General features: G+C 45.3%; 16 protein-coding genes. 1 reads left to right on the forward strand and 15 read right to left on the reverse strand.

The window, feature by feature from the left end; genetic code table 11:
- Nucleotides 1–106 precede the first annotated feature (106 nt).
- The 5 genes from rpiB to H513_RS0101010 form a co-directional block, all read right to left on the reverse strand.
- On the reverse strand, nucleotides 107–547 hold the full coding sequence (gene rpiB, locus H513_RS0100990) for a ribose 5-phosphate isomerase B (protein ID WP_026799017.1): 441 nt from the start codon (nucleotides 545–547) through the stop codon (nucleotides 107–109).
- Between the two features lie 18 nt (nucleotides 548–565).
- Nucleotides 566–1,855 (reverse strand): methyl-accepting chemotaxis protein, encoded by a 1,290-nt coding sequence (locus H513_RS0100995; RefSeq protein ID WP_154655151.1) that lies wholly within the window; start codon nucleotides 1,853–1,855, stop codon nucleotides 566–568.
- A gap of 21 nt (nucleotides 1,856–1,876) precedes the next feature.
- On the reverse strand, nucleotides 1,877–2,497 hold the full coding sequence (locus H513_RS0101000; RefSeq protein ID WP_026799019.1) for a low molecular weight protein arginine phosphatase: 621 nt from the start codon (nucleotides 2,495–2,497) through the stop codon (nucleotides 1,877–1,879).
- Nucleotides 2,498–2,576: 79 nt separating this feature from the next.
- The gene (locus tag H513_RS0101005) at nucleotides 2,577–3,134 is read right to left on the reverse strand and encodes a manganese efflux pump MntP (RefSeq protein WP_026799020.1); all 558 of its coding nucleotides are present in this window, start codon (nucleotides 3,132–3,134) and stop codon (nucleotides 2,577–2,579) included.
- Between the two features lie 59 nt (nucleotides 3,135–3,193).
- Nucleotides 3,194–4,249, reverse strand: coding sequence for an L-threonylcarbamoyladenylate synthase (locus tag H513_RS0101010; RefSeq protein WP_036768818.1), 1,056 nt, complete (start codon nucleotides 4,247–4,249; stop codon nucleotides 3,194–3,196).
- Nucleotides 4,250–4,371: 122 nt separating this feature from the next.
- On the opposite strand from H513_RS0101010, the gene H513_RS0101015 reads away from it, so the two are divergent.
- Nucleotides 4,372–4,788 carry an organic hydroperoxide resistance protein gene (locus H513_RS0101015; protein WP_026799022.1) on the forward strand — a complete coding sequence of 139 codons (417 nt, stop codon included), beginning with the start codon at nucleotides 4,372–4,374 and terminating at the stop codon, nucleotides 4,786–4,788.
- A gap of 238 nt (nucleotides 4,789–5,026) precedes the next feature.
- Here H513_RS0101015 and H513_RS0101020 read toward each other — a convergent pair whose 3' ends face one another.
- From H513_RS0101020 to H513_RS0101065, 10 genes are all read right to left on the reverse strand, one after another.
- On the reverse strand, nucleotides 5,027–5,449 hold the full coding sequence (locus H513_RS0101020) for a GNAT family N-acetyltransferase (protein ID WP_026799023.1): 423 nt from the start codon (nucleotides 5,447–5,449) through the stop codon (nucleotides 5,027–5,029).
- Between the two features lie 65 nt (nucleotides 5,450–5,514).
- Complete coding sequence (spoIIR, locus tag H513_RS0101025) at nucleotides 5,515–6,171, reverse strand: stage II sporulation protein R (protein WP_026799024.1); 657 nt, start codon at nucleotides 6,169–6,171, stop codon at nucleotides 5,515–5,517.
- 133 nt (nucleotides 6,172–6,304) lie between these two features.
- Entirely contained in the window at nucleotides 6,305–7,168 is an 864-nt protein-coding gene (gene prmC / locus H513_RS0101030; protein WP_026799025.1) for a peptide chain release factor N(5)-glutamine methyltransferase, read from the reverse strand.
- Between the two features lies 1 nt (nucleotide 7,169).
- On the reverse strand, nucleotides 7,170–8,237 hold the full coding sequence (gene prfA / locus H513_RS0101035) for a peptide chain release factor 1 (protein WP_026799026.1): 1,068 nt from the start codon (nucleotides 8,235–8,237) through the stop codon (nucleotides 7,170–7,172).
- Between the two features lie 92 nt (nucleotides 8,238–8,329).
- Complete coding sequence (locus H513_RS0101040; RefSeq protein WP_026799027.1) at nucleotides 8,330–8,743, reverse strand: hypothetical protein; 414 nt, start codon at nucleotides 8,741–8,743, stop codon at nucleotides 8,330–8,332.
- Between the two features lie 103 nt (nucleotides 8,744–8,846).
- The gene (locus H513_RS0101045) at nucleotides 8,847–9,467 is read right to left on the reverse strand and encodes a thymidine kinase (protein ID WP_026799028.1); all 621 of its coding nucleotides are present in this window, start codon (nucleotides 9,465–9,467) and stop codon (nucleotides 8,847–8,849) included.
- Between the two features lie 148 nt (nucleotides 9,468–9,615).
- Entirely contained in the window at nucleotides 9,616–9,861 is a 246-nt protein-coding gene (locus tag H513_RS0101050; protein ID WP_026799029.1) for a type B 50S ribosomal protein L31, read from the reverse strand.
- 155 nt (nucleotides 9,862–10,016) lie between these two features.
- A complete protein-coding gene (gene rho / locus H513_RS0101055; RefSeq protein WP_036768813.1) occupies nucleotides 10,017–11,306 on the reverse strand; it encodes a transcription termination factor Rho in 1,290 nt (429 codons plus the stop codon).
- Nucleotides 11,307–11,772: 466 nt separating this feature from the next.
- On the reverse strand, nucleotides 11,773–12,741 hold the full coding sequence (gene glpX / locus H513_RS0101060) for a class II fructose-bisphosphatase (protein WP_026799031.1): 969 nt from the start codon (nucleotides 12,739–12,741) through the stop codon (nucleotides 11,773–11,775).
- A 76-nt stretch (nucleotides 12,742–12,817) separates the two neighbouring features.
- Nucleotides 12,818–14,104: a UDP-N-acetylglucosamine 1-carboxyvinyltransferase gene (locus H513_RS0101065; protein WP_026799032.1), complete on the reverse strand. Its 1,287-nt coding sequence runs from the start codon at nucleotides 14,102–14,104 to the stop codon at nucleotides 12,818–12,820.
- Between the last annotated feature and the right edge of the window lie 26 nt (nucleotides 14,105–14,130).

Below are 14,130 nucleotides of genomic sequence, written 5' to 3' on the forward strand. Positions count from 1 at the left end.
TTTCTAACAGCTCAGCATGCATCCTCCCGCCTCCTCACTTTTTCTCTATTCTAACAAAAGGAGAAGCTTCATCCTAATTAGAAAGAAGCTCCTCCATTCACCGTTCTTATTTGTTTTCGTAAGAAGTAATCTTCTCTACTCGGTTGGCATGACGCCCACCTTCAAATTCACCTTGTAGCCACGTTTTCGCAATTTCACGAGCAAGTCCTGGTCCAATTACTCGTTCACCCATCGCCAATACATTGGTGTCATTGTGTTCACGAGTTACCTTGGCTGTAAATAGGTCGTGAACGAGTGCGCATCGCACGCCTTTCACTTTATTTGCAGAAATTGACATACCGATGCCAGTCCCACAAATCAGAATCCCTCTGTCAAATTCACCATTCGCTACTCGCTCAGCAGCTGGAATTCCATAATCCGGATAATCTACAGAACCTTCACAATCACAACCAAGGTCTGTATACTCAATATTCATTTCTTCTAATAGGTTGGCTACTTCCTTTCGGATGTTGACGCCACCATGATCTGATGCAAGAATTACTCTCATCGTTCACTTCCCCTTTCTCTATGTATGGAATTGCTCAATTTCGTTCTTCAGTTGCTTCGCTTGTTCAGTTAAGGAAAGCGTGCGTTCATTAATCTCTTGAATTAAACCGGTCTGTTCTTGAATGGATGCACTCATTTCCTGTGTACCAGCTGAAGTCTCCTCTGCAATCGCAGATACCTCTTGAGATTGTAACGAGGTTTGGCGGAGCTGTTCAAGCTGTTGGTCGACAAGATTTGAAATGGATGTAACAGATTGAGCTACGTCTTGAACCGAAGTCGTCATATTCGAAATAGCATCGTCCGCACGTTGCCCCTTCGCCGCTTCCTCACTAGCGAAAGTAACTTGGTCTTCGATTCTTGACACAACCTGTGCCACATCCGACTGCATGGTCGTAACTAAATTTCGTATGTTTTGAACCGACTTGGCGCTCTCATCTGCTAGCTTACGAACCTCTTCTGCTACTACCGCAAACCCTTTGCCATGTTCACCTGCTCGAGCGGCTTCAATGGAAGCATTCAAGGCAAGTAAATTCGTTTGGTCCGCTATATCCCCAACTAAAGAAATAATATGGCCAACTTCTGTTGCGTTCTTCTCCATACGCCGAACGTCTTCCAATGAAGATTGTTGCCCTACAGACAACTGCTGGATGCCAGCAACAACGGATTGAATGACAACCTTCCCATCTTCCAGGGCAACAAGCATGTGATTCGATTGTTGCTTGGAAGCGTCCGCTTGGTCTTGAACATTCTTTGCTAATTGAACAGATGACTCGATAGACTCTGCCGTGTGTTGAACAGATTGTGAAGAACTTTCTGCCCCTTGAGAGATCTCATAAATGGCATCTTCAACAAGCCCCGCTTGCTTCGTCGCTTCGTTCGTATCAGATTGAATCGACGATGCTGTAGCGCTTGTCTGTTCAAAATTGGAATGGATGTTGTGAACCATTGAACGAATATTTTGAAGCATACCGTTAAACGCAACACTTAGCGCTCGAATCTCATCATCCGATTTCGGAACGTCCACGTCCTGACCGAGGTCCCCTTCTGAAGCCTTAGTCGCCACTCGCTCTAAGTTCTTTAGCGGTTTCGTGATAAGCCCTGCAGCGATCGTCGCCAAGATCCCTGACCACATAATCCCCATAATGAGTGTAATAATCGTAAAGCCTTGCTCCGACAATCCAACATAATCCCCTACCATGTTATACAACACGTAAATAAAGAACGCACTCGTTGTATAGGTTATGAGTGCGAGTGCGGTTGTAAACAGGACGAGCTTCCGCCTCAAGCTAAAACGATATTTTCTTCTCACCCTAACTCCCCCTAAGATGAATTATCCTCTGTTATTGTCCACCTTTTGGATAAGAAGTTCAATATGTTTTTCAATCTCTTCAAGCGTTGAATCATACACGGATTGATTGCCGCCGAATGGGTCATTAATATCTAATGTTGGTAAGTTCCGCTCAATTTCACGAATGAGTTCAATCTCTTCATTTAAATGTTGATACAAGGCCATTTCAAGCTCTGCTTGAGAATTGTATTTATCTTTATTCTTCTGCATAAATACAGCTTTTTTGTCCTCCATCGTTGCGTAGGCTTCCGTTAACCTATCCCAGCTACTCGCCTTATCATAGAGAGCGTACTCCTTTAATGTATACACTTTCGCTTCGTGTTCTGGGAAGTGCATGATTACACTCTCTTTGTGGCGTGCCGTCATCGTTAACACGAGGTCAGCCCATTGAATCAACCCTTCCTCGAGCGGCTGTGAGGAGTGGTTAATTGCATATCCCTTCTTATCAAGGGCTTGTTCCGATTGAGGTGTCGCTTTCCCATTCGTTTGGGCAAACAACCCCGCCGATTGTACGTTGTAACGGTCATCTTTGGCTTTCAATACGGCTTCTGCCATCGGGCTTCTGCACGTATTCCCTGTGCATACAAATAAGACGTTTTTCATTGTAGCTCCCTCGCAATACTAGACTTTCCCTCTATTATAGCACAGCTCTTTATAGGTTAATAGAAAGCTAAAGCCCCGCTCAACCAAAAATCAGCTGTAATCCGAAGCCACACAATATGCTTCCACCGAACATTTCACTATAATTCCCAAGTAACCCCTGCACCTTCCGTCCAAGCAAGAGACCTGCCCATGTAAGTGTGGTTGCCGCAATGCCGAATAATAGGAGAGAAAGAAGCGTCTTCGCACCCGACATCCCTAAACTTAGCCCAACCGAGAAGCTGTCTAAACTTACGCTTAACGCGAACAGGACGAGTCCAACTCCTATCGGTTGCATAATCGTTTCTTCACCTTTACGGAAAGAAGAATAAAACATTTGAACACCAAGGACACAAAGTAGAACCCCTCCCCCGAGATTCGCAATAGACCCAAACTGACTGGACAGGACTCGTCCAAGTACCATACCTGAAAAAGGCATGATTACATGGAATGCCCCTACTGTCAGGCCAACAATAGCAATTCTCCTCATTCGTATCGGAATCATCCCCATACCAAGCCCTATTGAAAAAGCGTCCATCCCTAGCGCAATGGCCATCATGGACAGCGTAATCATCTCTCCTGCAAACGGAAATATTCCCATACAAAAACCCCCTCGGACATGCTAGTTCAGCATATGCAAGGGGGGTTATCTTTAGAAGGTTATGGTTGGACGATTGTTTCAGATGCCGCTTTCCTCAAACGGTTCATGACAGCAACACCCATACCTTCTTCAGGAAAGACTTCAGATAAGATGACATCCACATCTTTCGTATTAAAGGAACGTAAGGCGTTATACAATCCTACTGCCACTTCATTAAGAGAAGCCCTCGAACCATATACGTGCACGAAATCCGCCTGCTCCACTTCAGGGGCAAGCTCTTCAGAAGCCATGACGCCTACCTTCTTCCCATTTTGTTGTAATACAGCGATTTGAGCTTTAAAGAATGGAACATCCCCTTCAACAAGCCATAGCGGGGCTTCAGGGGCATAATGGGTATATTTCATGCCAGGAGAACGGGGCTGATCATCGGCATTTAGAGAGGACTCGTCATTGCCAACCGGACCAGCAACCGCTTCGATTTGTTCCTTTGTAATCCCACCTGGCCGCAAAATTATAGGTTTGTCGCCCGTACAATCTACTACTGTAGACTCTACGCCAATTCCAGTGGCCCCACCGTCCACAATACCAGCAATCCGACCTTCTAAATCTTCATATACGTGCTGCGCAGTCGTCGGGCTAGGACGTCCAGAACGATTGGCACTTGGTGCTGCAAGAGGCAGGTTGGCAGTCTCTAATAGCGCCTTTGCTACAGGATGGTCCGGGATTCGAACTGCGACAGTTGATAGTCCTGCTGTAACATTCGGAGCGGAGACTCCATTGCTCTTCATAATAAGGGTGAGGGGGCCCGGAGCGTAAGCATCTATCAATGCGTGCGCCATCGGCGGAATGGATTCCACAACCTCATACACCTGCTCTTTATTGCCTACGTGAACAATGAGCGGATTGTCTGAAGGTCGTCCCTTCGCATCAAATATGGCTTGAACAGCTTCTTCATTCGTTGCATCTGCTCCCAATCCATATACAGTCTCTGTCGGGAACGCAACTACTTGCTGTTGTTGCAGCAACGCAGCAGCTTCTTGAACAAACGATTGATCAATATGGGTTGGGTCTATTTGCCAATAACTTGTTTGATATGGTTTCACTTGCCGAAGCATCCTTTCTTACTCTATCTTTCCTCATTATGAACGGATGTACATACGTTGTGCAACTTTAATGTGTAACCTTATCCAATGCCGGGTATACAAACAACGTAACTCGATTTAAGGAGGTTGTTCACATGAAAACTCTATATACTGCACAAGCAACTGCACAAGGCGGACGCGATGGAAACGTTAAAAGCTCAGATGGCAAAGTTGATCACAACTTAAACACACCAGAAGAGCTAGGCGGTCAGGGAGGTAACGGTACAAACCCTGAGCAACTCTTTGCAGCCGGCTATTCTGCTTGCTTCGATGGTGCACTAAACCTTGTCGCTAGCCAAGCGAACGAAGACATTGAATCATCCGTTACAGCAGACGTTCACATTGGCAAGACAAGCGAAGGTCTTGGTCTAGGCGCCACACTTACAGTAGAGATTAAAGGTGTGGACCAATCCAGAGCCGAAGAACTTGTCCAAAAAGCTCACGAAACATGCCCATACTCGAAAGCTACGCGAGGAAATATGGACGTAGAGCTTGTTACGAAAGCCGTGTAACTTTAGAGAAAGGCTGCCGACTCTAACCGGCAGCCTTTTTTCTATCCACATTTTATCCCCCTACATCATCTCCCATTTCCTACCTTCGCTATGCCGAGTTTTTCGACATCTTTCAACATTATTTACACTTATCCACTTGACTTTACAGTATCTAAATCTTATCCTCACCATTTCCACACGTAATAACAAGATATACACACCACTTATCCACAGGTGTGTATAAGTTTGTTGATAATTTTCAGTTTATTTCAAACCTCCACCATGACCCTTGGGGTATGTCTTGTTCATGGAGTTCAGAAGGGATAGCGCTTTCTTCAATTGGAGTAAATTGATTTGCAAGAAATAACGGCTCTAGAGCGGACTGGTGGCACAACACATACACGTCTTGATACCCTTCTTCTTCCGCCTTTTTCTGGACAAGTTGCATAACAGTCATAATAAATGCGGGGTCCATTCCTTCTTTCAATAAGACGCTTCTTATCCACACCGCACGCTCTGTTACGGGGACAAGGGAGAAGAATCCACTTGTTTCGCCCTCCATTTCCACAAACCATCCACAATGAAGCAGTTGAGGTTCATTCTTTATCGTATCAAGACGAGTTTGGAAGAACTTATTGATATCCTCTCGCTCATATTCGTTCGTTCGTTTCACTTCGATCATTCAATCGACCTCCTAGTAGATTAGCTATCACTAGTCTATGAAAGAACGAAGGAACTATGATAGTTTTAAAGAAATCCGAACCATTCCGTTAAGAAGAACTTCACTTCAACCTCTTCTTCACCCTCTTCAAGAACGTGCTGAACAACCGCTTCTTCCTTCTCACTCACATCTTCAAGCTCTGCCTCGTCATCAAGGCCAATACCTGATGCCGGTTTCTCTACGGTAGCTCCGTTTCCGAAATCCAAGAAACACATTGGCGGAAATAACACACACCACCAATTCGCCCCTTCTCCGTCTCCTATTGTAATCAAGATGGCCTCATACTCTCCTGCTGGATAAATATAAGAACCATAGAGCTTCGTTGGGAAGGTAACAGAACGATCGTACTCAACTGTATAGGGTTGATGAGCTCCCGCTTCTGTTAACACGTTATCCACAATGGCTTCAATTTCATCTAAATTCTCTTGAATGACAACTCGCGCATCCACAATGGTGTCCATTTCCTTGACCCACTCCGTAATCTCTCGGTTCACTGCATCACGTACATCGCGCTTTAGCTTTTGATCCTCTTCTACATCACTATTTGCCAATATTCTTAAACGGATTGCCTCATCCGGAATCACTTCATAGTTCAGAGCTTCTGTCTGTGTCTTTGTAAAGAAGAATAAACTCGTTCCCATCACAAACAATAAGAGCATCACCGCTAGCATACGTTTTTTCATCATTCCCTCTCCCCCGTCCCGTATTTCTAGTAGACAGTATGGGGGAGAAACGAAAGAATTAAACCATGAATCTAGTAAAACGTTGTGACAAAATTCTCTCTATCCCCTTACCCACAAAAAAAGCCTGCCCCTCCTATACGGAGAGCCAGGCAAATACCATTCGTTCATTTCCATTTAAATCGTTCACAACTTCTGGTGTAGAAGCTGGGAATTTAGATTGGATAAGATTACGTACATCTGAACCTTGATTGTAGCCAATCTCAAAGGCAAGTAACGTCTCTGATTTAGAAACATAAGGCAATTGGGCAACAATCGCACGGTAGGCATCAAGCCCGTCCTTCCCTGCAAATAAGGCAAGATGTGGGTCGTAATTCTTCACAACATCCGATAAGGAATCAAGATCACCTTCAGGAATATAAGGCGGGTTCGAAACGATTAGATCAAACGTTTGATCAAGTACAGGTTCTAGGAAACTGCCTTCATAGAAAGTGATGTCCGTCCCGTGTTCTTCTCTATTTCGCTTCGCAACACAGAGTGCATCAGCTGATAAATCCACAGCACTGACAGACATCGAGGGCCATTCCTGCTTTAACGTAATCGGAATAATTCCGCTCCCTGTACCAATATCCACCGCATGAATCTGCTTCTTGTCCCACCCTCGTTCATTGAGACGGCGTAGAATCCCATCTACAAGCTCCTCGGTCTCTTGCCTAGGAACAAGCACGTGCTTATTCACGTTAAACTCTCTCCCAAAGAAGGAGGCTGTTCCAACAAGATGCTGATACGGAACGCCATGCAAGGCATGCTCCCGTACATCCCGTTCGAAAGCTGTATATGCCTCATCTCCTATTGGGTCCGGAAGGTAGGCTAGCAATTGCGCGCGTGTAAACCCTAAATGATGAAGAAGAAGCAGTTCTCCCACATTCTTTTCTCTACCATGCTCCTCTAAAAAAAGAGAAGCCCAGTTGCGGGCTTCCAAAATGGTCTTCGTACTCATCTTATTCTCCAATTTGCTCGAGACGCTTCGTCTGCTCTTCGATAATTAGCGCTTCGATAAACTCTTCAATCTTACCTTCCATGATTTGATCAAGCTTCTGGATGGTAAGGCCGATACGGTGGTCGGTTACACGATTCTGAGGGAAATTGTACGTACGGATACGTTCAGAACGGTCACCAGAACCAACAGCAGATTTACGGTTTTCATCGTATTCCGCCTGAGCTTCTTGTTGGAATTTCTCGTAGATACGAGCACGCAATACTTTCATTGCCTTTTCTTTGTTCTTAATCTGGGACTTTTCATCCTGACAAGATACTACAGTTCCTGTTGGCTCGTGAGTTAGACGCACGGCGGACATTGTTGTATTTACACTTTGTCCTCCAGGTCCACTAGAAGCGAACGTATCAACACGAATATCTTTCTCGTGAATTTCTACCTCTACTTCTTCTGCCTCAGGAAGTACAGCTACCGTCGCTGTAGACGTATGAATACGTCCGCCAGATTCTGTAGCTGGTACACGTTGCACACGGTGTGCACCGTTCTCAAATTTAAACCTAGAATAAGCGCCTTTTCCATTAATCATAAAGATCATTTCTTTATAACCGCCTACTTCACTTTCATGAGACTCAATGACTTCAAGCTTCCAGCCTTGTGACTCCGCGTAACGGGAATACATGCGATAAAGATCCCCAGCAAATAAAGCCGCTTCGTCGCCACCCGCAGCACCACGGATTTCCATGATAACGTTCTTTTCGTCGTTCGGGTCTTTCGGAATAAGAAGAATCTTAAGACGCTCTTCAAGCTCTGCTTTCTGCTCGGAGAGTTCATTAATTTCTTCTTTCACCATTTCTTTCATCTCATCGTCTTCTTCGTCTAGCATGGCTTTCGCATCATCTAGTTGCGAGGAAACGTCTTTGTATTGTTGATAAGCCTGGACTGTTTCAGTTAAGTCTGCTTGTTCCTTTGAGTATTCACGTAACTTCTTGGAATCATTTACGATTTCCGGATCAGAGAGTAACTCGTTCAGTTTCTCGTATCTGTCCTCCAAGGTTTGAAGTCGTTCTAACACTTTCAACCACCTCTTTTTTCTCCATAACAGTATAATTATAGTATAGCCCTTGTGTAGAGTCAAAGAAGTGTGAAGAGAAAACAAGCGAACACTTAATTCACACGCACCTTAATGGTGTAGCGGGGCAGTGCTTTCTGAACGGATTTACGCACTTTGTCAGCGTAGACCATCGCTTCATCCTGTGAGGTTAGTCCATCTACATGCACATGAACGTAAGCTTGTGATCCACGTATGCTAATCCGCTTTACATCCACACCCTCTACGAGCTCTGCTCCTTCTCTTGCTTTCTCTCGGTCAGGACCGATGCCCCACGTCTTCCCTAATTGGTCGACCTGCATCGGATTGTCTGACTCTGAGTAACCTGGTTCACGGTCAGAAGCTTTCTCAAGCGTGTTCGCTGTCCTCTTAAAAAACTGCACATCTTTGACGTCATTCGTTGAGCCTTCTTCTGTAGTACCGCACGCACCCAATGTTCCGATTAGGAATATCATCATCAACCATCTCATACTCTCCATCCTCTCAGTATGTGTGTTGAAAGTAGTTTCCCACGGTTTCTTTGGGTCATGCATAAAAAAAGGGCCGCCTCACAAACGGAGACAGCCTATTTTCTTATTGCTTTGACTTTAAATAGTCAGGTGTTTCAACGTTCTTAGGACGGTTTGGAACTTCATGATGGTGACGGCAACGAGGCTCGTACGATTCAGATGCTCCAACTAATATAACTGGGTCATCGTAGGAGGCTGGTTTCCCGTCAATCAAACGCTGTGTCCTTGTGGCAGGTGAGCCACAGATTGGGCAAAGGGCGCTGAGCTTTGTAACAGACTCTGCGAGAGCCATTAGCTTCGGAACACACCCAAACGGTTCGCCTCGGAAGTCAAGGTCAAGGCCGGCAGCAATTACACGGTGACCAGCGTTCGCTAATTCTTGAATGACTTCCACGATATTATCATCAAAAAATTGAACTTCATCAATGGCAACAACATCTATATCATCATCTACAGAATAGAGAATGTCCTCGGAACGTTCCACTGGATGAGCTACAACCGTAGCTCCATTGTGAGAGACAATGGCTTCTTCGGCGTAGCGATTGTCGATGGCAGGTTTAAACACCCGCACGGATAGTCGCCCAAATGTGGAACGACGGACTCTGCGGATAAGTTCTTCAGATTTCCCTGAGAACATGCTCCCACAGATTAATTCTACCCATCCGCTATGTTTCATCACATGCACGAGCTGGTCTCTCCCTTCTAGGTCAAAGAGGTTTATGTGTCATTATCGTTCCCTGAATTTGAGAGAAAACAAGGCGTAAACGTGAAAAAAACAGGCAAAGTTAGACAATTTGCCTGTTTTTTATCATCATAATAAGCTTTGGTTAAGCTTACTTCATGCCGTATTTTTTCTTGAAGCGGTCTACACGGCCACCAGCTTTGTCAGCCTTCTGCTTACCAGTGTAGAACGGGTGAGATGCTGAAGAGATCTCAACACGGATTAGTGGGTACGTGTTGCCATCTTCCCATTCAATGGTTTCGTCAGATGATTGTGTAGAACCAGTTAGGAACTTGTAATCAGAAGAAGTATCTAAGAATACTACTTTCTGATAGTTTGGATGAATTCCTTCCTTCATGTCTGTACACTCCTTTTTGCCCTGAATCCTTAGGAAACAGAGTTATTCCAAGAGCCGTTAGAAGACTAAAGATTAGCCTTATATCTAAACTCACATAGAAAGATTATAACAGCCCCTATACTCTTTTGCAACTGGAACTCTCAATTATTTGAAGGCTACGATCGCTTAGAAGAGGTCTTGCCTTTCATATCTTCCTCCATAAGTTGGAAGAATTCTTCGTTGTTCTTCGAAGATTTCAGGCGGCGTAAGAAGCGATCGACGAAGTTTGGTTGGTCTGCCATCGTCTTACGAATTGACCAAATCTTCTCCAGTCGGTCTTTAGGAAGAAGCAATTCTTCTTTACGAGTCCCGCTGCGGCGTACATCAATAGCTGGGAAGATTCGTCGTTCAGCAAGATTTCGATCAAGGTGCAGCTCCATATTTCCTGTACCTTTGAATTCTTCATAAATGACATCATCCATACGGGAGCCTGTCTCTACAAGCGCCGTCGCAAGGATGGTTAAGCTTCCGCCCTCTTCAATATTACGCGCAGCACCGAAGAAGCGCTTCGGACGGTGGAAGGAGGCTGGGTCAATACCACCAGATAACGTCCGACCACTTGGTGGAATCACTAGGTTGTACGCACGCGCTAGTCGAGTAATGCTGTCCATAAGAATAATAACGTCCTTCTTATGTTCAACAAGGCGCATAGCACGCTCCAACACTAATTCAGATACTTTAATATGGTTCTCTGGAACTTCATCAAACGTAGAGCTCACGACATCCACATCCCCATCGACGGAACGCTCAATGTCTGTCACTTCTTCAGGACGCTCGTCTACGAGAAGAATAATTAATTTCGAGTCAGGATGGTTCTCTGAGATACTGTTTGCGATTTGCTTTAGAAGCATCGTCTTACCAGCCTTCGGAGGCGCAACGATTAAACCACGCTGACCGAAGCCAACTGGTGTCATCAAGTCAATAATTCTTGTGGATAGGCTCTTTCCTTGTGTTTCAAGGTTCATCATACGCTCAGGATAAAGCGGTGTTAACGCTGGGAAATGGACACGTTCTTTCGCAGAATCAGGTGCATCTCCATTGACCGCATCAACGTGAAGCAATCCGTAGTAACGCTCGTTCTCCTTAGGAGGACGCACTTTCCCTGATACTTTATCTCCGTTTCTTAAATCGAAACGACGGATTTGCGAAGCAGAGATATAAATATCTTCAGCTGATGGGGAGTAGTTAATTGGACGTAGGAAGCCAAATCCTTCTGAAGGAATAACCTCTAGAATTCCGTCCATAAATAAGAATCCATCCTTCTCGGCTTGAGCCTTCAAAATGGAAAAGATTAATTCTCGCTTTGTTAATTTAGCATAGTAAGACACTTTGTACTCGCGTGCAAGCTTGTACAATTCTTTTAAGTTAAGTGTCTCCAAATGGGAAATTGTTAATGATCCAGACACTGTATCACACACCTATTTCGTTTTATCGTTCTTCCATCAAGCTCTTCATACTTCTCTATGTAAGTAGAGTAGACGCACGGCGGCCTCCACAAGCACAAAAAAGGCGATGAGCAATCGTTGCTTTTCGTCACCTATCTCGTCTGCCAATCCAACTAATCAGGAACGCAAACGTCCTTCATGGCCGCACGATACCGTTGTGAAGAGACTATTTGTAATGGATGGTTTAGCTTCTCATGTAGGGTTTTGGAAACATGATTCGTTTTGAAGGAAATTAGTTAGAAGCTAGAATAGAAGTTTGCCAACGGGGCTAAATTCACTATTGCCAAGTCTCGTTGCTTTTAAACATCTTTCATTTTAACCCTATCTATCTGAACTATTCAACTATGTTTTTGTGACAGAATTCGAAAAGAAGGAAAGAAAAAGGGATTTTACGAACAGTCACGTGACGCAAAATCCCTCTTTATGTCTATGGTTTAATTACGAGGTTCGGTTTCTTCTTCAAGGAGTGGTCTCCATCAATGAAGCGGACGGTTCCAGATTTCGCTCGCATAACAACGGTTTGAGTCGTGGCTTTCGTTCCTTTAAACTGAACGCCTCTTAACAGCTCTCCGTCTGTTACACCTGTTGCCGCAAATATGGCATCGTCTCCGCCACACATGTCGTCCATCATGAGCACCTTTTGCACATCTGCTATGCCCATCCGCGCACAGCGCGCAAGCTGTTCATCATCTTCAGGAAGTAGCTTTCCTTGAATTTCTCCACCGAGACATTTCAAAGCAGCAGCGGCAAGTACGCCTTCAGGTGCCCCTCCACTACCGAATAGAATATCAACACCGGTATGGTCAAATGCTGTATTGATGGCAGCAGCGACATCCCCATCTGAGATGAGCTTAATCCGAGCTCCCGCTTCCCTGATCTCTTCAATGATGCGCTCGTGTCGCTTACGATTCAGCACAATTGCTACAACATCTTCAATATCTTTGTTCTTCGCCCTTGCAACTGCGGCAAGATTCTCTCGGATGGACGCATTAATGTCCACTTTGCCAACCGCTTCAGGGCCAACTGCGATCTTCTCCATATACATGTCCGGTGCGTGTAACAACTTGCTGTGATCTGCAACTGCCAGAACAGATAAAGCGTTCCATGTTCCTTGGGCAACGATATTTGTCCCTTCAAGTGGGTCGACTGCTACGTCAACTCTTGGACCATATCCATTCCCCAACTTCTCACCAATGTAAAGCATAGGGGCTTCATCCATTTCGCCTTCCCCAATGACGACGGTCCCCTTCATCGGTATCGTATCAAATACATCGCGCATAGCACTTGTCGCTGCGTCATCCGCCTCATCCTTCTTTCCTCTTCCCATCCAACGAGCTGAAGCGAGTGCGGCTGCTTCGGTTACACGTACAAGTTCCATCGTCAAACTTCTTTCCATGGTAACTATTCCTCCCCTTTTGCCTTGCTCATTTATAAACCGGAATCTCCCCCATCACCATGGAGCTGTGACGGTACTATGAATTTTGAAATTGTTCGATCTCAGCCTCTGTCATTTCTTCACGCCAAGCATGTCCACCTAGCGCATTTAGCTTCTCAACTAAATCCTCATAGCCACGATCGATATGTTCAAGGCCAGTAATTTCTGTTACCCCTCTCGCTAATGAACCAGCAATGACAAGCGCAGCTCCAGCACGAAGGTCAGTCGCTTTCACACGAGCTCCCTCCAACTGGACAGGACCTGTCACAATAGCTGAGCTACCTTCTACCTTTATGTCTGCATTCATGCGTCGCAGTTCATCTACGTGCTTGAATCGCGCACCATAAATCGTGTCCGTTACGACTCCAGTCCCTCTCGCTTGCGTGAGCAACGAAGTAAATGGTTGTTGCAAGTCCGTTGGGAAGCCTGGAAAGACCAGCGTCTTGACGTCAACTGCTTGTATAGGCTTATCGCGACGAATGAGAAGTTGGTCATCATTTGACTCAATAGTAATCCCCATTTCACGAAGCTTTGCAAGGAGAGATTCCAAGTGCTGTGGTATGACGTTGTCAATCAACACTTCTTCTCCCATCGCAGCCGCTAAAATCGTATACGTTCCAGCCTCGATACGGTCTGGGATAATCGTATGCTGACACCCGCTAAGTGTTTCAACACCTTCAATCCGGATAACGTCCGTCCCTGCCCCTTTAATCTTCGCTCCCATACTCGTTAGCAACGTGGCGACGTCAATAATTTCAGGTTCTTTCGCTGCATTCTCGATAACCGTCTTGCCTTTCGCTTTCACAGCAGCAAGCATAATGTTAATCGTAGCACCTACACTTACGACGTCTAAGTAAATACGAGCTCCTTTTAGTTCATCTGCTCTTAAATAAATGGCACCTTGTTCATTTGTTACTTGTGCACCTAATGCTTCAAAGCCTTTAATGTGTTGGTCAATTGGGCGCGGGCCAAGATGACACCCGCCTGGTAATCCAATGACCGCTTTCTTGAAACGTCCAAGCATGGCTCCCATGAAGTAATAGGAAGCACGAAGTTTCTTTACTTTCCCATTCGGCAGTGGCATAGAGATCATAGTAGAGGGATCGATATAAACATCCCGCCCATCCTTTACAACCTTGCCACCAATCTCTTCTAGCAAATGGCTCAGTGTGTCTACGTCTGAGATATGAGGCAACCCTTCAATCGTTACAGGTGTCTCTGCCAAGATTGCAGCAGGAAGCAAGGCAACAGCACTGTTCTTCGCACCGCTTATACGCACTTGCCCCCGCAATGAATGGCCTCCTTCAATAAGTAACTTCTCCATCGTCAGGTTTGGACTCCCTTCCTTAG

Source organism: Pontibacillus halophilus JSM 076056 = DSM 19796 (assembly GCF_000425205.1).
GTDB lineage: Bacteria > Bacillota > Bacilli > Bacillales > BH030062 > Pontibacillus_A > Pontibacillus_A halophilus.